Origin of the sequence: Microbacterium sp. Root322 (assembly GCF_001425645.1) — a bacterium.
In the GTDB taxonomy this organism is placed as follows: Bacteria; Actinomycetota; Actinomycetes; order Actinomycetales; family Microbacteriaceae; genus Microbacterium; species Microbacterium maritypicum.
Genome location: NZ_LMCS01000003.1, coordinates 245,884 through 263,454, shown reverse-complemented (window position 1 = coordinate 263,454; position 17,571 = coordinate 245,884). Strand labels below are relative to the sequence as shown.

Annotated in this window: 13 protein-coding genes; 7 read left to right on the top strand and 6 right to left on the bottom strand. The window is 69.5% G+C overall.

The features are described from left to right. Positions 1-4: 4 nt before the first annotated feature. Positions 5-3,238 carry a S8 family serine peptidase gene (locus ASC55_RS13640; RefSeq protein WP_162243057.1) on the bottom strand — a complete coding sequence of 1,078 codons (3,234 nt, stop codon included), beginning with the start codon at positions 3,236-3,238 and terminating at the stop codon, positions 5-7. Positions 3,239-3,405: 167 nt separating this feature from the next. On the opposite strand from ASC55_RS13640, the gene ASC55_RS13635 reads away from it, so the two are divergent. Next, complete coding sequence (locus tag ASC55_RS13635; RefSeq protein WP_017831382.1) at positions 3,406-3,951, top strand: ECF transporter S component; 546 nt, start codon at positions 3,406-3,408, stop codon at positions 3,949-3,951. Here ASC55_RS13635 and ASC55_RS13630 read toward each other — a convergent pair. After that, on the bottom strand, positions 3,923-5,251 hold the full coding sequence (locus tag ASC55_RS13630; RefSeq protein WP_055869509.1) for a heparan-alpha-glucosaminide N-acetyltransferase domain-containing protein: 1,329 nt from the start codon (positions 5,249-5,251) through the stop codon (positions 3,923-3,925). The genes ASC55_RS13635 and ASC55_RS13630 overlap by 29 nt on opposite strands. Before the next feature lie 184 nt (positions 5,252-5,435). On the opposite strand from ASC55_RS13630, the gene ASC55_RS13625 reads away from it, so the two are divergent. Genes ASC55_RS13625 through ASC55_RS13610 form a run of 4 tightly spaced genes read left to right on the top strand, consistent with a single transcriptional unit; the run spans position 5,436 to position 9,415 of the window. Further along, on the top strand, positions 5,436-7,142 hold the full coding sequence (locus ASC55_RS13625; protein WP_055876651.1) for an ABC transporter ATP-binding protein: 1,707 nt from the start codon (positions 5,436-5,438) through the stop codon (positions 7,140-7,142). Further along, on the top strand, positions 7,139-7,957 hold the full coding sequence (locus tag ASC55_RS13620; RefSeq protein ID WP_055876648.1) for an energy-coupling factor transporter transmembrane component T: 819 nt from the start codon (positions 7,139-7,141) through the stop codon (positions 7,955-7,957). Before ASC55_RS13625 ends, ASC55_RS13620 begins: the two co-directional genes overlap by 4 nt. Before the next feature lie 10 nt (positions 7,958-7,967). Beyond that, the gene (locus ASC55_RS13615) at positions 7,968-8,843 is read left to right on the top strand and encodes a siderophore-interacting protein (protein ID WP_017831378.1); all 876 of its coding nucleotides are present in this window, start codon (positions 7,968-7,970) and stop codon (positions 8,841-8,843) included. Further along, positions 8,840-9,415: an ECF transporter S component gene (locus tag ASC55_RS13610; RefSeq protein WP_017831377.1), complete on the top strand. Its 576-nt coding sequence runs from the start codon at positions 8,840-8,842 to the stop codon at positions 9,413-9,415. Before ASC55_RS13615 ends, ASC55_RS13610 begins: the two co-directional genes overlap by 4 nt. Before the next feature lie 101 nt (positions 9,416-9,516). Here ASC55_RS13610 and ASC55_RS13605 read toward each other — a convergent pair whose 3' ends face one another. The 3 genes from ASC55_RS13605 to ASC55_RS13595 form a co-directional block, all read right to left on the bottom strand. Further along, positions 9,517-10,935 (bottom strand): HNH endonuclease signature motif containing protein, encoded by a 1,419-nt coding sequence (locus ASC55_RS13605; protein WP_055876645.1) that lies wholly within the window; start codon positions 10,933-10,935, stop codon positions 9,517-9,519. A 207-nt stretch (positions 10,936-11,142) separates the two neighbouring features. Then, on the bottom strand, positions 11,143-12,306 hold the full coding sequence (locus tag ASC55_RS13600) for an acyl-CoA dehydrogenase family protein (RefSeq protein WP_055876641.1): 1,164 nt from the start codon (positions 12,304-12,306) through the stop codon (positions 11,143-11,145). Positions 12,307-12,458: 152 nt separating this feature from the next. Continuing rightward, positions 12,459-13,388 (bottom strand): M15 family metallopeptidase, encoded by a 930-nt coding sequence (locus ASC55_RS13595; protein ID WP_055876638.1) that lies wholly within the window; start codon positions 13,386-13,388, stop codon positions 12,459-12,461. 74 nt (positions 13,389-13,462) lie between these two features. Here ASC55_RS13595 and ASC55_RS13590 point away from each other — a divergent pair, with 74 nt between their 5' ends. Both ASC55_RS13590 and ASC55_RS13585 read left to right on the top strand, forming a co-directional pair. Then, positions 13,463-14,554: an Rv2578c family radical SAM protein gene (locus ASC55_RS13590; RefSeq protein WP_055869491.1), complete on the top strand. Its 1,092-nt coding sequence runs from the start codon at positions 13,463-13,465 to the stop codon at positions 14,552-14,554. Positions 14,555-14,600: 46 nt separating this feature from the next. After that, positions 14,601-15,140 (top strand): YaeQ family protein, encoded by a 540-nt coding sequence (locus ASC55_RS13585; protein WP_055876634.1) that lies wholly within the window; start codon positions 14,601-14,603, stop codon positions 15,138-15,140. A 60-nt stretch (positions 15,141-15,200) separates the two neighbouring features. Here ASC55_RS13585 and ASC55_RS13580 read toward each other — a convergent pair whose 3' ends face one another. Beyond that, positions 15,201-17,477, bottom strand: coding sequence for a DEAD/DEAH box helicase (locus ASC55_RS13580; protein ID WP_055876632.1), 2,277 nt, complete (start codon positions 17,475-17,477; stop codon positions 15,201-15,203). Between the last annotated feature and the right edge of the window lie 94 nt (positions 17,478-17,571).

The following is a 17,571-nucleotide window of genomic DNA, read 5'->3' as shown; positions in this document are numbered from 1 at the left end:
CCGACTACTCCCTCTTCTCCCCACGCGGTGCCGGGGTCTCCGGTGCGGGGGTCTCCGGTGCGGGCGTCGCCGGGGCGCTCGTCTCCGGTGCCGGGGTCTGCGGTGCCGGGGTCTGCGGTGCCGGAGCCTCCGGTGCCGGGGTCTCCGGCGCCGGGGTCTCGGGTGCCGGAGCCTCCGGTGCCTTCGCCTTCGGCACGTCGACCGTCAGCACGGTGCGTACATCGGAGTCGCCGTACTGCACGAGCCCGAGGTAGCGCGTGCCGGCGGTCAGACCGGTCCAGCTGAGGTCGTAGGACATCTGCTTACCGCGGACCGCGGCGAGCGGGTTCGGCGTGGCGGTGAGGTCGCCCTCGCCGTCGGGCAGCACGTTGGCGTAGGTCATGTCCCACGTCATCGGGCCCGTCGTGGAGTAGATGTTCGCCACCACGAGGTACGTACCGGCCGTCGGCGACGGGATCGTGACCTGCTCGTCCGCCGAGCCGGTCGCCGAGCGCCAGCGCTGGTAGTACTGCAGGTCGTCCGGGCTCACCACCCGGTACACGGTGAGGTCGAGGTCGCTGCCCTTGTCGTCGGACGAGTCGAGGTCGAACCTCGACAGCGTCGTCCCCTCGGGCACGTTCACGATCCACGACACGTCCTTGTTCGCGTCGCCCGACTTCTCATCTCCCGAGTGACCGTCGACGGGGTTGTCCGCGTCGGCGAGCATCTCGAACGGCGTCAGACCCGAGAGTCCGAGTGCCAGATCACCGGTGAGGCCGGGGGTGATGTCCACCGTGGTGCTGCCGTCGACGCCGGTGCCCGTGACCTCCGCCGGAGCGTCGGCCGTGACCGGGAACAGCGCGATCGGCGACCGCACCGAGTTCTTCGCACTCGTCCAGGTCAGCGAGCCGGTGGCCCACTGCTCCACGGGGGCGCTGGCGTTGTCGAACGTGACCGTGAAGGTCTTCGTCTGGCCGGGACGGTCGAACTTGAGCTGCTGAGGTGTGACCTTGATGTTCACTCCCGGCACCGAGGCCTTGGCGGTGAAGGTGCCCTTCTCGGTCGAGGTGACCGTGCGGGTGACGGTCTGCGCGCTGGTCAGCGAGCCGATCGAGATCGACGCCTGGTTCAGATCGCTGCCGTCGATCGGGTCGATGCCGGGGAAGTCCGACAGCCCCTTCCCGTCGAGGAACGCCGCCCAGTCCTTGACCCCGTTGAGGTAGAGCAGACCCGGGTTCAGGTACCGCTTCGGGTCGACCTGACCCGCACCCTGCTCGAACGGGTTCTTGTTCTTCGATCCGTCGGGCAGCACCGTGTCGTAGGCGGTGGTCATCATCGCCGACTTGATCTCAGCCGGCGTCGCCTTGGGGCGCTCGCCGAGGTACAGAGCCGCGAGACCTGCGACGTGCGGAGAGGCCATCGACGTGCCGGAGAGGATGCCGAAGGTCGGCTTCTCGCCCGGTGCGTTCTCGGTCGCCGCGAGGATCGCGACACCGGGAGCCGCGACGTCCGGCTTCATCACATCGCTGCCGTCGGCCAGCATCGGTCCGCGGCTCGAGAATCCCGCGATCTGCGGCGTCGGGGTGGTCACGCCCGTGGTGTTCTCACCGACGAGGGTGATCGGACGGTCCACGCCGCCCTGCACGTACGCGAGCACGGCGGCGCGGTGCACGGCGTTCAGGTGCACGGTCGGCACGGCGTGGAAGTCGTTGTCGAGCGAGTCGGCTCCACCGGGCACGTTCACGAGGACCATGCCCATGCCACCGGCGTCCTTGACCACCTGCGACTTCTCGGCGCGGGCGTTGCCTCCGCGATCGCAGACCACGATGTGGCCGGCGACCTTCGCGGGGTCGAGGGTGCCGGGCAGGCAGAGCTGCGGATCGGCGGCTCCTGCGGCGGCGGCATCCACGGCGGCGATCGAGGGACCGGTGACCTTCTGCCCGAACGGCACGCTCACCGAGGCTCCGGCCTGCGCGAATCCGTCGAACTGCACCGTGCCCTCCCAGGTGGGGATGGTGGAGGCGGCGACCGTCGTGTACCAGGGCGATGCGTGATCGGCCGTGACCGGATCGGGGCCGTCGTTGCCGGCGCTCGTCGCGACGAAGACACCCGCGGCTGCGGCGTTGAAGAACGCGAGGTCCTCCGGAGCCATCACGGTGCTCGCGGCGCCTCCGCCGATGGAGTAGTTGATCACGTCGACGCCGTCGGCGACGGCCTGGTCGATCGCGGCGATCAGGTCGCTCTGCGCGCAGATGTCATCCGTGGTCACCGTCGTGTCTGGACCGACGTAGCAGGCCTTGTAGGCCGAGATCTTCGCCGCGGGCGCGACTCCCGAGATCGTGCCGAAATCGACGTTCTCGATGCTGGCCTTGACCTTGAAGTTGCCCGCCGCGGTGCTCGCGGTGTGAGAGCCGTGGCCGTCGCCGTCACGGGGCGAGAGGTAGTCGTACTGGAAATCGAAACCGGCCGCCTCGGCTCCGGCGTAGAAGTACTGTCCGCCGATGAGCTTCGACGAGTAGTCGCTCTTGTCCCAGTCCTGGCCCTCGACCATCGCGGCCTGGAACTGCCCGCCGTCCGACTTGTCGAAGTAGACGTAGGTGCCGTCGGTGTAGGGCTGAGCGCCCTTGTTGCGGTTGTGCTGCTTCTTCTGCTTCTTGATCTTCTTGCCCTCGAACGAGGGGTGCTCGGGGGCGATGCCGGTGTCGATCACGCCGACGACCACGCCCTCTCCGGCTTTCTCGACCCCGCCGGTCTGCTGCCACACGCCGCCGCGGCCCTTGCGGTCGTCGCCGAGCCCGAGGTAGTCGGTCGACGTCTGCGCATCGGGGTGACGGATCTCATCCGGGTACACCCCGATGACGTCCTTCGACGCACGAAGCGCGTCGACCTGTTCGCCGCTGAGGTCGGCGCTGAAGCCGTTCAGCACCACCTGGTAGGTGGTGTCGGGGGTGACGCCGATGTCGCTGACGAGGTCGGTCTGCTCGGTCTGCAGATGCTCGACATAGCGTTGCGAATCCTGCGACTGCGTCTCCAGCTGCTCGCCTTCGGCGGGCTTGGTGGCCTTCAGACCCTTGACGTCGCCTTCGTAGGTGGCGAGCGGATCCGACTTCATCACCACGATGTAGTGCCCGGGGGTGCCTGCGACGGGGACAGGGTGCGTCACCTCCTCCGTCGCGGCGTAGCCGGTGGTTGCCGTCGATGCGATGAACAGCGTGGCCAGGGTGGTGGCGGCTGCCATCCGGAGGGGTGTTCGACCCATGTGGTGCTCCCGATGATCACGGCGCAGCCGCGTTGCTGCACCGCGGCCAACATAGTCCGGCTCTCGGCGATCGACGCGAGATCTGGCCGATAGACCAACCCGCATTCGCCGATCGACCAGGGTTATGCACGGCCGCCCTCCCGATAGGTCGACAGTAAGCTGGAGAGGTGGCCCGCACCTCCGTCCTGTCGACCCGCGTACTGCTCGTCTGCGCGGCGATCGGTGTCGCGACGGGCATCCTCGCGGGCATCGCCGGCTGGGTGACGCCTGTCCTGCTGGCCAGTCCGCTGCTGTTCCTCTACGGCCTCGTGCTCGGTTCGCACGTGCTGCCGGGCATCATCGCGCAGGAGGTGCTGCGCCTTCCGCTCGTCGCGCTCATCACCCATGTGTTCGCCGCCCTGATCGCGAGCGCCTTCAACCCCGCCTGGGCGCTGCGCTTCATCGGCACCGCGCTGCTGTTCGGCCTGATCCAGGAGGGGGTGGCCGCCCTCACCCGCTATCGCTCCTGGGGACCGTGGCGCTTCTTCCTCTCGGCGGCGATCATCGGCGTCTTCGTCGCGGTCGTGGTGTTCTTCGCCGCTCACCTCTCGGTGATGCCGCTGTGGGCGCAGCTGCTGTACCTCGCGATCTCCGTGCTCGGACCCATCGCGTGGACCGCTGTCGGCCTCGCGATCGGCTCGGCGCTCAGTCGCGCCGGCGTCGCCCGCCGGTAGGCACCGCTCCCAGCCGTCTCGCGACCGCGCCCGAGATCGAGCTCACGAGCGCTTCGAGCGGACCACGACGCTGCAGCGCGGCCAGGATCGCACCGACGACGAGCGCCCCCAGGATGTGGACCCCGAGGATCCCCGGCCCGAGGTACCACCACGGGATGTCGGCCGGCGCGTCGATCTGACCGACGGACGCCAATGCGACGGTCGCGGCAGCCGCCGCGAGGACGTGGAGCGTGTAGACCGTGAGCGGTGCGGCTCCCGCCGCCCTGATCGGCTCCAGCACGCGGAGGGCGGCCTTCGGGAGGACGCCGGCGAGGAACAGCATGCTCGCGATGACGAAGAGGGCGATGCCGACGCCGCGCAGGATGTCGAGGGTCGTTCCCGTGTGCGGAGTCTGCAGCGCGAGCGCCCACCACTCCGGGGAGAGCGGTGCGCCGAAGCCCGGGGATCCGACCAGGCCGTCGATCGCCTCGGCGGCCTCCACCGGCATCGTCGCGATCACCGCAGCGCGCCCGAAGAGACCGTAGACCAGGGCACTGACCGACACCGCGAGCACGGCGAGAAGAGCGCCGACTCCGGCCATCCAGGCGAGGAGACGGGGCTCCGCCGCATTCCGGCGTGCGCCGATCAGCAGCTTCGCCACGGCCATGCCCACGAGCACGTAGACGATCCAGGTGATGACGGGGTAGGTCCCGGTGACGAAGACCGCCCGCAGAGCCACGAGCGGCTCTCCCCACTGCGGCCAGCTCACACCGCCGCCCTCTCCGACGACGCCGATCATCCCTCGCAGCTGGGCGTTGAGGATGGGGCCGATGACCGCGAGGACTCCTGCCCACACGAGCAGTCCCTTCGCGCCCATCCGCAGGAACGGGATGCTGCCCAGCATCGCCACCCCGAAGTAGACGAGGACGACGACGATGCTCCCCGGCGCCAGGGCGAGCGTGGCCCCGAGCACGATGACGAGGAGACCGCGCACAGCCATCGCCCACCGGGCCGCCGCGATGTGCCCCCGCTCCAGGTAGGAGCGGGTCGCCAGGACCACGCTGATCCCGCCCACGACCGCGAACAGGGTCGACGCGTTCCCGTCGACGACGTTCGACAGCCAGGAGATGTGGCCCGGCATGCCGACCGGCGGGAGGAGGTGCGCGCAGAACATGCCGATGATCGCCAGGAACCGGGCGAAGTCGATGCCGACCATACGGCCGAGCTCTCCCCGGGATCCGGTCCCGCCTTCGCGGCGCGTCGGCACGCGTCCGCTCTCCTGCGGCTTCGCGATCGCGATCGTGTTCGTGTCTTCTCGCACGTTCTCCCCTTGTTCCGTTCGGCGCACAGAATGACGCCTCTACGACGATGCCCTGCATGCGGGCACAGCGCGTCCGCCTTCGGGATGACCGCTGTCATCCGGAAGAGGGCTTCTGCGCGCATGGATTATCAGGTAAGGCTCAGCTAAGTTAGAGGGGTACGATCCGCCGACCCGGGACTCCACCGTGCGCCCATCCGCGCCCCTGCTCCGCGTGCGTGAGCTCTCGCTCACCCACGCCGATGCGGCGCACCCCTCACCGCGCGATGTGACCTTCGACATCGACGCGGGCGAAGTCGTGCTCCTGCTCGGACCGTCCGGTTCCGGCAAGTCGACGCTCACCCTCGCGCTGAACGGCCTGATCCCCCACGCACTCCCCGCGCGCATGGTCGGCACCGTCGAGGCGGGCGGGATCGACACCGCGAGCGCGCAGACGGCCGTGCTGAGCACACAGGTCGCGATGGTCTTCCAGGACCCCGATGCGCAGATCGTCACCGGAAGCGTCTACGACGAGGTCGCGTTCGGCCCCGAGAACCTGCTGCTCCCGCTCGATGTCGTCGAGAGTCGCGTCGAGGAGGCGCTGCGACGGGTCGGTCTCTGGGATCGGCGCGATGAGAACCCCGACCATCTCTCCGGTGGAGGGAGGCAGAGACTCGCGATCGCGGGCGCTCTCGCGATGGGATCGGCGCTGATCGTGCTCGACGAGCCGACGGCAAACCTCGACCCGCAGGGCATCGACGACGTGTACGCCGCCCTGGCGGAGGTCGTCGCCGCCGGAGACCGCGCCATCCTGCTCGTGGAGCACAACCTCGACGCGGCGATGGCGTTCGTCACGCGTGCGATCGTGCTCGACCGCGAAGGTCGCGTCGCCTTCGACGGACCGGCCGCCGAGGTCATCCGCGAGCATGCCGATGAGCTGGTAGGGATGGGCGTGTGGCTTCCCGGCGCCACCCTGGCGGCGCTGCGCCTTCGGAGCCAGGGGATCTCCCTCGACCCACTGCCGCTGTCGCCGCAGGAGCTCGCTGCCGCGCTCGAGCGCGAGGGACTCTCCTCCCGCTCCGCCCGGCCGCCCGGCGCCGGAGGTTCCGGGCCACTGAGCGACGAGAGCGACGGCGAGACGGGACGCCAGGCGCCGCCGATCATCCGCGCCCGCGGGCTGACCGTGCGCCGACGCCGGACCGAGATCCTGCACGGGATCGACCTCGACCTCGAGGCCGGCAGCCTCACGGCCATCGTCGGGGCGAACGGTGCGGGCAAGACCACGCTGATCCAGGCGCTCGCGGGCGTCGTCCCCCCACCGCGCGGGCAGGTATCCGTGGACGGCGTCGACGCGGGGGCCGCGTCTCCGCGCGACCTCGCCGCACGCATCGGGTTCGTGTTCCAGAATCCGGAGCACCAGTTCATCGCGGCGACGGTCTTCGACGAGCTGGCCCACGGTCTGCGGCTGCGCCACGTGCCGGATGCCGAGATCTCGGCCCGCGTCGACGAGATGCTCACCCGCTTCGGGCTGGAGCACAAGGCGGATGTGCATCCGTTCCTGCTCTCCGGCGGCGAGAAGCGGCGGCTGTCGGTGGGTACCGCGCTGATCACCCGTCCGCGCGTGCTGGCGCTCGACGAACCCACCTTCGGACAGGACCGCGCCAGGGCCGCCGAGCTCCTCGATCTGCTGCAGAACCTGCGCGCGGAGGGGACGACGATCGTGATCGTCACGCATGACCTCCAGCTCGTGGCCGAGCACACCACTCATGTCGTCGTCCTCGCCGACGGTCGGGTGCGGGCGGTCGGGCCCACCGCCGCTCTTCTGCAGGACGAGCAGCTGTTCGCCGCCGCGGGACTGCGCCTGCCGGCCCTGCAGCGCGTGCTGACCTCCGCCGGGCTCGGAGCGACATCGTGACCACGGCGACGTTCGACCCTTACGCACGGATCACGGCGACATCGCGACGACAGTTCCTGTACGCGCTGAACCCGCTCGCGAAGATCGCCGGATTCGCGCCGGCGATGGTGCTGCTGGTCTTCGTGCGGGATCTGGCCACCCCCGTGGCCTTCCTGGTGCTCGCCTACGCCCTGATCCTGGTCGGCGCACGCCTGACGGGCAGACTCCTCGCCCTGCTGCTGCTCGGGCTCCCCGCCGGCATGCTGCTGATCGGTGTCGGCTTCTCGCTGTGGGTCGATGCCGGCCTCGTCGCGGGCAGTGCCCCCGTCCTGCAGATCGGCGACTGGACGCTCTACAGCGGGGCCCTGCTGATCGGTTTCGCGACCGCGCTGCGGCTCGGCTCGATCGTCGCGCTCGCGCTCGTCGGCGGGCTCACCACCAGCGGCCCCGATCTCGTGCGGGCCAGTGTGCAGCAGCTGCGGGTTCCCTACCGGATCGGCTACACGGCCCTGGCCGCGTTCCGGTTCGTGCCGCGGTTCGGCCATGAGCTGTCGGTGATCAGGGCCGCTCATCGGGTGCGCGGGTATCACGGCGGACGCGGACCCTTCGCGCGCATCGCTCGGGGGTGGGGGTACATCGTGCCGCTGCTGGCCGGGGCCATCCGTCACGCAGAGCGCGTGGCACTCGCGATGGACTCGCGTGCATTCGGTGCGCACTCGACGCGCACAGAGCGATACCTCGTCCCGTTCCGCACACGGGACACCGTCTTCACCGTCGCGACCCTGCTGGGGTCGGCGGCGATCTTCGTCGTGTCCTTCCCCTGGCAGCTTCCCTGAAAGGCGCATCGTGGCCTACAGCAAGATGGTCAAACCCGAGTCGGCCGATCTCATCCAGCTGGTCGTGCTGCGCACGCGACGGCTGTCGACGCACTGGATCCGTGTGACGCTCGGCGGCGGCGAGATCGAGAAGTTCCGTCCGATGGGGTTCGACCAGTGGTTCCGGCTGTTCCTCCCGATCGGGGGTGATGCGGGCCTGGAGCGGGTGCCGGCGAAGGCGAACAAGGTGTTCGGGTATCTGAAGTTCCTGCGCATCCCCGACGGCGAGCGTCCGGTGATGCGCAACTACAGCGTGCGGGCATTCCGCCCGGCGACCGCGGATGCCGGTGCCGAGATCGACGTGGACTTCGTGCTGCACGGATCGGCGGCCGACGGTACCGCCGGACCGGCGTCGCGGTGGGCCGAGACCTGCCGGCCGGGCGAGCATGTTCTGATCATCGACGAGGGGCTCACGTTCAATCCGCAGCGCGGCGTGGATCGCGTCGTGCTCGTCGGCGATGAGACCGCCCTGCCCGCGATCGCCTCGATCTGTGCCTCGCTTCCGGCCGGCGCCATCGGTACCGCGATCGTCGAGACGCCGAGCGAGGAGGATGCGCTGGAGTTCGCGCATCCCTCGGGCATCGAGGTCGTGCGGATCGTGCGGCCGCACGGCGTCGCTCCCGGTTCGCTCGCTCTGGACGCGCTCGCCCGCACCACCCTGCCGGAGGCTCCGTTCCACGCCTATGCGGCGGGCGAGCAGGCGCTCGCCTCCGGCGCCCGCAAGCACCTCGTCGGTGAGCGCGGGGTGGACAAGAATGCGGTGAGCTTCTGCGGGTACTGGCGGGTCGGTGCAGCCTCCCCCGCGTCGAAGGCCGCTCGCGAGGCCGCGGCGGAGCCCCTGGCATGAGCGCGGATGCCGCGGGCCGGTCGCCCCGCACCGGCGGACGATTCCGCTTCCCCACCGTCATCCTGCTGACCTGTGCGGCGCTCGGTGTGGCGGGAGCGGTGCTTCTCGCACCGATGAACTGGTTCTCGACCGTGCTTACCGGGCCGCTCCCGTTCGTGGGCATGGCGCTCGCCGGTCTCTGGCTGCTGCCATCGGTGATCGCGCTGCGGCTGCTGCATCGTCCGCTCGTCGGACTGCTCGTCGCGCTGATCGCCGGTCTCGTGATGGTGCCGTTCTCCGGATACGGCTTCAGCACCGTGCTGACCAATCTCTGGTGGGCGGCCTTCACGGAGCTGCCGTTCCTGTTCGTGCTCTGGCGCTACTGGGGCACCTGGATGCACTATCTCGGTGCCGTCATCGTGGGCATCGTGTATCCGATCTCGGCGTGGGCGTGGTTCGACCTCGGGTCCATGTCTCTCTTCGCCCAGATCGCCTTCTTCGTCGTGGCGATCGCCAGCTGCGTCGGCGGCACGGCCCTCGGCATCCTGATCGCCGACCGTCTCCGCAGGGCGGGAATCGGCAGGCACCGCTGAACCGCGAGAGCGCAGCCGCACACGCCGGGCGGTGACATCGCCGGGCCGTGACGTCGAGCCGCGACGTCGTCAGGCAGCGACGTGGTCAGGCAGCGACGTGGTCAGGCCGCGATGTCGAAGCGTGCGCGGCCTCCGAGCCTCGGGGTTCGCGCAGAGTCGACGTATCGCGGCGGAATGAACCACACCCGCCCCGCCGCACCGCTCCCGCTCCCGCTCCCGCTCCCGCTCCCGCTCCCGCTCCCGCTCCCGCTCCCGCTCCCGCTCCCGCTCCCGCTCCCGGCAGTATCGATGCGGATCTGCCACCCGTTGTCGTGGATGCGATGGTGACACGTTTCGCACAGCAGCACCCCGTTGGAGAGATCGGTCGGCCCGTGGTCTCGTCTCCACCATCGAATGTGATGCGCCTTGGTCATCTCCGGCGGCAACCCGCACATCGCGCATCCCCCATCACGCTCCACCAGCGCCAGCCGTTGCGCCCGGGTGAACAACCGCTTCTCCCGTCCCCAATCGAGAATCTCGCTGTCTCCGCCGAGAACACACGGGATCACGCCGCCCCCGGCCGCCATCCGCCGCGCGGCCCCGACGCTGACCGGCTGATCGACCCCGTCCACGGTCGCGGACCCCGTGCCGGCCTCCAGATCGTCGAGGTTCATCCGCACAATCACCGTCGCACCGGCGACCGGCACCCGCTGCTCGCACCCGAGCACGTGCGCGCAGAACACCGCGAGGGCGTCGGCCTGGATCATCGGCACCGTCCGCCGATCCGCATCGGGCGCTTCCGCATCGGGCGCGTCTTTCCGCGCGGCGAACACGGCGGTCACGTAGCCCCGGATCGCGGTGACGACCGGCGCCGCGGTCTCGACATCGAGCACGGCGTTCAGATGCACCATTCCCTCACGCTCGAACAGTGTCAGCGCGCGCCTGCCGCGGCGCTCTTCCTCACGAGGCTCCAGACCATCCGGATCGAGCCATGCTTCTGCACGGACCACGAGCTTGCGCACATCGTCGAGTGCCAGACCTGCCGCCTTCTCCGCCAGCATGCGCTCGGCTTCGACGACATGCTCCACCCCCGCGGCGATCCGACAACGATCGAGCAACCCGATGATCATCGCGGCGGCGGGAGCACCGAGCGCCCCCGAATCCAGCGCCTCGCTCACCAGCGGATACTTCGCCGGCAGACGCGCACCCAGAAGGTCGCTCCGGGGCGCCGTCGCCTCTCCCACCTTGACGAGGCGCGACGCATCACCGGTCGACACCCCCGTGGCTGCCGCGATCAACGTCGCCGGGTTGCGGTAGCCCTGCTGCTTGGCCAGGCTCTCCGCCCCGAGCTCTGGACGCGACTCGCGGGAGATGCACGCCGCCACCGACACATGCACGGCATCCAACCGACGCCGCAACACCCCGATAGACGCGCTCACCTCGATCAGCTGCTCGCGGGACAGCTCTCCGGAGTCACCGGCATCTGACCACGCCTCATCGAGGCGGGACATCGCCTCGTGCAACGCGGTCAATTTCGACATACTCGATTCTATCGCGAACCGTCTCGACATTCGAATTTATGTTCTATTGAATACCGGTGCGACCGGCATGTCGTGAAGACCGAGAACCGAGTCAGCCGCCAGGAGTGCGTCGCTCCGAATGCCTGGTGGCACCGAGGTCCGGCGATACAGCAGGGACAGGAAGAGGCCCCGGATGTCGCATCCGGGGCCTCTTCTGCGTAGGTGACGTCAGCGCTTGCCGACGATCTGACGGCCGACGAGATCGCGCATGATCTCGTTCGTGCCGCCGTAGATGCGGTGCACGCGAGCATCAGTGAAGGCGCGGGCGATCGGGTACTCCATGATGTAGCCGTAACCGCCGTGCAGCTGCACGCCCGTGTCGAGCACCTCCCACTCGCGCTCGGTAGCCCAGAACTTGACCTTCGCGGCATCCTCGGCGGTGAGGGTGCCGTTCTTGTAGGCGAGCAACGCGCGGTCGATGTACGCCCACATCGCGTCCGTGGTCGCGGCCATGTCGGCGAGCCGGAAGCGGGTGTTCTGGAAGTCGGCGATGCGCTCGCCGAACGCCTCGCGGTCCTTCGTATAGGCGACGGTCCAGTCGAGGGCGGCCTGCGCGGCTGCGGCTGCGGCGACGCCGATCGAGAGACGCTCGAGCGGCAGGTTCAGCATCAGCTGGATGAAGCCCTGACCCTCCTTGCCGCTGATCAGGTTCTCGTCGGGGACGAACACGTCGGTGAAGCTGAGCTCGGCCGTGTCCCAGCCGTGGAAGCCCATCTTGCTGAGCTTCTTGCCCTGGTCGAAGCCCTCCATGCCCTTCTCCACGAGCAGCAGGCTGAAGGCGTCGGGACGGTTGCCTTCACCGGTCTTGACGAAGGTCACGACGACGTCGGCCGTCGTACCGGAGGAGATGAACGTCTTCGCACCGTTGAGGATGTAGCCGCCGTCGACCTTCTTGGCGTTGGTCTTGATGCCACGCAGATCCGAACCCGCACCCGGGTCGGTCATGGCGAGCGCGCCGAGCACCTCACCCGTGGCCATGCGGGGAAGCCACTTCTCCTTCTGCTCCTGCGTTCCCATGTGCACGAGGTAGGGCACGGCCAGGTCGTCCTGGATGCCGAAGGCACCGGCCAGCGAACCCGCGCCGGAGGCGATGACCTCCTCCATCACGATCGTGCGGAAGCGGTAGTCCTGCAGCATGCCGGCGCCACCGAACTCCTCCGGGACCGACAGGCCGATCAGACCCGCCTCGCCGGCGGCCAGCATCGTCGCCCGGTCGATCTCCCCCGCGGCGTCCCACCGCTCGATCGCCTCGTTGGTCACGTGGCGCTTGACGAAGTCCTTGACCAGGTCCCGGAATGCCTCGTGATCCTCGTCGTAGATGTCGCGTTCCATGCCGTCCTCCTGAACGTCTCATGCATCGTTGCTCCGGCGATTCTACGTCGCACGACCGGTCCAGGACAGGACGTTGTGAGAATGCATCCCATAAAACGTGACACTGGGTACCGCGGTTGTCGGATGCCGCAACCGTGGCGTTCCGCGCCGATTCAGTGCGCGTAGTCGGGGGCGGCCGGCAGCGCGAAGAACTCCTCGAGCGTGTGGAATCCACCCTCGTGATAGGCGGCGGCGAGGTCGACGCCGACATAGCGGAGGTGCCACGGCTCCGGCGCATACCCCGTGACCGGGGTGCCGACCTGCTCGTAGCGCACGATGAATCCGTACTCCCAGGCGTGCGCCGCGACCCAGTCGCTCTGCGCCGTGGCACCGAAGCCGTCGAGTCCGCCGCAGCCCGTCCCGCACGCGACCACGTCGAGCGCGAGACCCGTCTGGTGCTCACTGTGGCCCGGACGCGCCGAGCCGGCATCCGCCTCGGCCTGGCCCTGCGATCGCACGTGCGAGCCGTAGGTCGTCACCTGCAGACCGTACGAGCGGTATCCGTTGTTCGCGCCGATCCGCCCGACACCGGCAGCGACCGCCGCATCCGCCATCTCGCCGACGGCAGCGGCCACGTCGGTGCGCACGCGCCCGGACGGCGTCGTCATCTGCAGCGGCACCGAGGCGAGGTCCGTCGGCTCGTACTCGGGCGGGTTCAGCGGCGACGACTTGTTCACCACGACCCACAGCCGCGCCGGATCACTGAGCGAGATGCAGGGAGCGTTGCCCGCGACGACGGCCTCGCGGAAGGCCACGCCACCCCCGAACGCCGCGATCGTCGCCGCGTCATCGCCGTTCGCGATCGCCTGCTTCACCGAGGAGTCTGCGCAGGGGTCGGCCGCCGTGGTCGCCGCGACCTTGACCGGCGGGACCTGCATGACCGCGACCGGCACCGGCATCGAGTCGGCGCCGGAGGACGGCACCGGACCGGAACCGATCGACAACAGGACCCCGATCGCGGTCACGGCGACACCGATCGGCAATGCAGGTCCGCGGATCGGGGACCGCGGTGCCGCATGCTGAGGGTGCGGCAGGAAGGGCATTGATCCATCCTCTCATTCGAAGATAAGTTGCAGAGTCGCTTGCGTTAACATCGTCTTTCTGTTCGAATTGTCGAATGAGGTGGCAGGGACAGAAGCTCGGAGAGACGGATGCGGCGGCGCTGCCCGGCCTCGAAGACCGGTCGAGCGTCCTGCGCTCCGTCACGACTCCCGAGTTCGCCGGGATGACGTTCCACGAGGTGCTGTCGAAGTCGGCGCTGAATCATGTGCCCGGCGCCTCGCGCATGCCCTTCGCCTGGACGATCAACCCCTATCGGGGGTGTTCGCATGCCTGCGTGTATTGCTTCGCCCGCGGAACCCACGAGTACCTCGACCTCGACGGCGGGGCCGACTTCGACTCGCAGATCGTCGTCAAGGTCAATGTGGTGGAGGTGCTCGAGAAGGAGCTGCGGCGCGGCAGCTGGGAGCACGAGACCGTCGCCCTCGGCACCAACACCGACCCGTACCAGCGGGCCGAGGGCCGGTACAAGCTCATGCCTGGCATCATCGAGACCCTCGCCGCGTCCGGCACCCCGATCTCGATCCTCACGAAGGGGACGCTGATCCGCCGGGACATCCCGCTGCTCGTGAAGGCCGCGAAGCGGGTGCCGATCGATGTGCAGATGTCGATCGCGATGTACGACGACGACCTGCAGAAGGCGATCGAGCCCGGAGCCCCGACGACCCAGGCGCGACTCGACACCGTGCGGGCGCTGGCGGATGCCGGGTTCCCGGTGACCGTGTTCCTCATGCCGATCATGCCGCACATGACCGACTCGCTCGCCGCGATCGACAGTGCCCTCGTGCGCATCAAGGAGGCCGGGGCGCGCGCCGTCATCTACGGAGCCCTGCACCTTCGTCCGGGAGTGAAGCCGTGGTTCTTCGAGTGGCTCGGCGAGGCGCGGCCCGACCTGGTGTCGTCTTACCGCGGGCTGTACCCGGGAGCGTCGGCCGAGGCCCCGAAGGGGTACCGACAGTGGCTCGCCAAGCGCACCCGTCCGCTGATCCGCATGCACGGCCTCGACGGCCGTCACGAAGACGACTACTCCCGCCGCGGGTTCCGCCCGGGGCAGGGCCACGTGCAGACGACGGTGTCGACCGCCGCGACGGTGCGCTTCACGCCCAGCGCACGATCCGAGGCGTCACCCGCGCAGCCGATGCTCTTCTGACCCGACGGTCAAGCGCGCATCCCGCAGCCGCGTAGGCTCGGGGATCATGGCGATCGGTTCCACAGTCCACACATTCGAGGTGCAGCTCGCTGACACCGATCGCGGCGTCTACGAGGACTACTCGCTGCGCGTGGCGCGGCATCCGTCCGAGACCGATGCCTACATGCTCACGCGCGTGCTGGCCTACGGGCTCGAGTTCGCCGAGGGCATCGCCTTCGGCGGCAGCATCTCCTCGACCGAGGAACCGGCTGTGCTCGTGCGCGACCTCACCGGCCTCATCACCGCCTGGGTCGAGATCGGTGCGCCCGACGCCGAACGCCTGCACTACGGCAGCAGGCTCGCCGAGCGCACCGTGGTCTACACCCACCGCGACCCCGCCAAGGTGATGGCGCCGTGGACGGACAAGCGCATCCACCGCCGCGAGGACATCCGCGTCTACAGCTTCGACCCCGGCTTCATCGACAGCGCGGCCGTGCTGATCGAGCGCCGCAACACCATGACCCTCACCGTGACCGAGAGCGTGATCTACCTCGACCTCAACGGCACGAACCTCACCTCCGCCGTGCACGTGCACGAGCTCTCCTGACCGCGCACACGCGAAAGGCCCCGCCCCGCGGAAGCGGGACAGGGCCTTCGGAGAGATGACTCAGGCGGTCAGGTCAGCCGCGGTCGGCACGCGACCGGCGATCTCCTCGATCACGTCGTCGTCGAGACGGGCGTTCTCGAACGGCGCGTCGATCTCGGCGCGGTCGAGCAGCTCGGTCATGCGACGCTGGCGCTGACGCGTGATCAGCGTGACGACACGGCCCGAACGACCCGCGCGACCGGTGCGACCCGAGCGGTGCAGGTACGTCTTGTACTCGTCCGGCGCATCGGCCTGGACGACCAGGTCGATGTCGTCGACGTGGATGCCGCGGGCGGCGACATCGGTGGCGACGAGCACGTTCACGCGTCCGGACGTCAGACGCTCCAGGTTGCGCGTGCGCTTGGCCTGGTTCAGGTCGCCGTGCAGCGAGACGGCCGGGATGCCGGCGTCGTCGAACTGCTCGGCGAGCATGTCTGCATAGGCGCGGGTGCGGGCGAAGACCAGCGTCTTGCCATCGCGGTCGACGAGCGAGGTGAGGATGTCGGCCTTGTCGCGGTGCTCGATCACGAGCACGCGGTGCTCGATCGTGCTGGAGTCCTGGTCCTCTCCCGCGACCTCGTACACGGCCGGGTCGACGAGGAACTCGTCGACGAGAGCCGCCACCTCACGGTCGAGCGTGGCCGAGAACAGCAGCTTCTGGCTGCCGTCGGCGGTGTGACGCAGAATGCGCTGCACCGGCTCGACGAACCCGAGCTCGCACATGTGGTCGGCCTCGTCGAGCACCGCGATGCGGCAGTCCGAGAGGTCGAGCTTGCCCTGGTTGATGAGGTCCTCGACACGACCGGGGGTGCCGATCACGATGTCGACGCCCTTCTTGAGCGCGCCCACCTGGCGGCCCTGCGGCACGCCACCGTAGATCTGCGTGGTGAACAGGCCGACACTGCGAGCGATCGGCTGGATCGTGCGGTCGATCTGCAGCGCGAGCTCGCGCGTCGGAGCGAGGATGATCGCACGCGGCGACCGTCCGAACTCACGGCGCTTGCCGGCCTGCGACTGCAGCACGCGCTCGACGAGCGGAGCACCGAAGGCGATGGTCTTGCCGGAGCCGGTGCGGCCGCGGGCGAGGACGTCACGCCCTGCGAGCACGGCCGGGATGCTGGCGGCCTGGATCGGGAACGGCGTGGCCGCACCCATACCGACGAGGGTCTCGACGATGTTCGATCCGAGTCCGAGGTCGCCGAAGGTCACACCATCGACCTCGACGGCCGCGACGGACTTCGCCTCGAGGCGCTCGTGCACGACGTCGTCGCCCGGTGCGAACTTCGCTCCGGTCGAGGGCGGACGGCTGGTGGCGTTCCAGTCGTTGCGGCTCGGACGCTCGTTGCGCGCCGGACGCCCCCGAGTGTCGGAGGTCAGCGGGCGCGGGCGCTCGGTGCGGTAGGCGCCACCGGTCGACGGACGCGAACGCTCGTCGCGGCCGCCCTCGTACGAACGCTGCGTGCGGTCGCGGTCGAAGGCACGGCGTGCGCGGTCGGCGTCGAAAGAGCGCTCAGGGCGCGCGGCGCCACGGTCGTTCGACCGGGTCCGGTCGCCGGCACGGTCGTCGCGACGCGGACGCTCGTCACGGTCGAACCGCGAACGATCGGCACCACGGTCGTTGTCGAACCGGGGGCGATCTCCACCGCGGTCGTTGGCGAACCGGGGGCGCTCGGCGCCACGTCGGTCGTCGCGACCCGGACGCCCACCATCGCGGTGGTCGTTGTCGCGGAAGCCCTGACGCTGGGTGCCGGCACCGCGGTCGTCACGACGCGCGCGGTCATCGCGGTCGAACCGGGGGCGGTCGCCGCCACGCTCGTCGCGGTAGGTGCCGGGTCCGGTCGGACGCTGTCCGCCGCGATCGTCCCGACGCGGGCGGTCGGCGAAGCGTCCGCCGGCGGTGGGCCGGTCGTTGAAGCGGGGGCGCTCGGAGCGCTCGTCGTTGCGGTGGTGCGGGGCCTCACGACGCCCGGACTCCGCGCGGTTGCGGATGCCGCGGGCCTCGTCGCGGCCGGCGCGCTCAGACGCACCCCAGCGCTGCTTGGGCGCACCCGACTCGGCTTCGGCCGGACGGTAGCCGCGGTGGCCGGCGCTGCGGCTGCCGGGGCGACGGTCGTAACCGCCTGCGGCAGGAGCGGTGCGGCGATCGCCGGCATCCGCTCGTCCACCGCGCTCATCGCGCGCACCGTCACGGGCGGGGCCGCCGTTGTGACGATCGTGGAAGGAGGTCTTCTTCGCGCCGTAGCGCGGCTCGAAGTTCGCGGACGGGCGTCCGCCGCGGGGCTTCTTGTTCTTCGGCATTGCGTGTCTTTCTGTGTTCTCGCACGAGAACAGCGCCGCGCGCACGCGCGAGCACCCTGCGCCTGGTCGAACTCGACCAGCGGGGTTCCGGACT

What these genes read in the sequence shown, in the direction of transcription:
- ASC55_RS13640 (WP_162243057.1), bottom strand. Translation starts at nt 3,238, where the DNA reads ATGGGTCGAACACCCCTCCGGATGGCAGCCGCCACCACCCTGGCCACG.
- ASC55_RS13610 (WP_017831377.1), top strand. Translation starts at nt 8,840, where the DNA reads ATGAGCGCGGATGCCGCGGGCCGGTCGCCCCGCACCGGCGGACGATTC.
- ASC55_RS13605 (WP_055876645.1), bottom strand. Translation starts at nt 10,935, where the DNA reads ATGTCGAAATTGACCGCGTTGCACGAGGCGATGTCCCGCCTCGATGAG.
- ASC55_RS13600 (WP_055876641.1), bottom strand. Translation starts at nt 12,306, where the DNA reads ATGGAACGCGACATCTACGACGAGGATCACGAGGCATTCCGGGACCTG.
- ASC55_RS13595 (WP_055876638.1), bottom strand. Translation starts at nt 13,388, where the DNA reads ATGCCCTTCCTGCCGCACCCTCAGCATGCGGCACCGCGGTCCCCGATC.
- ASC55_RS13590 (WP_055869491.1), top strand. Translation starts at nt 13,463, where the DNA reads ATGAGGTGGCAGGGACAGAAGCTCGGAGAGACGGATGCGGCGGCGCTG.
- ASC55_RS13585 (WP_055876634.1), top strand. Translation starts at nt 14,601, where the DNA reads ATGGCGATCGGTTCCACAGTCCACACATTCGAGGTGCAGCTCGCTGAC.
- ASC55_RS13580 (WP_055876632.1), bottom strand. Translation starts at nt 17,477, where the DNA reads ATGCCGAAGAACAAGAAGCCCCGCGGCGGACGCCCGTCCGCGAACTTC.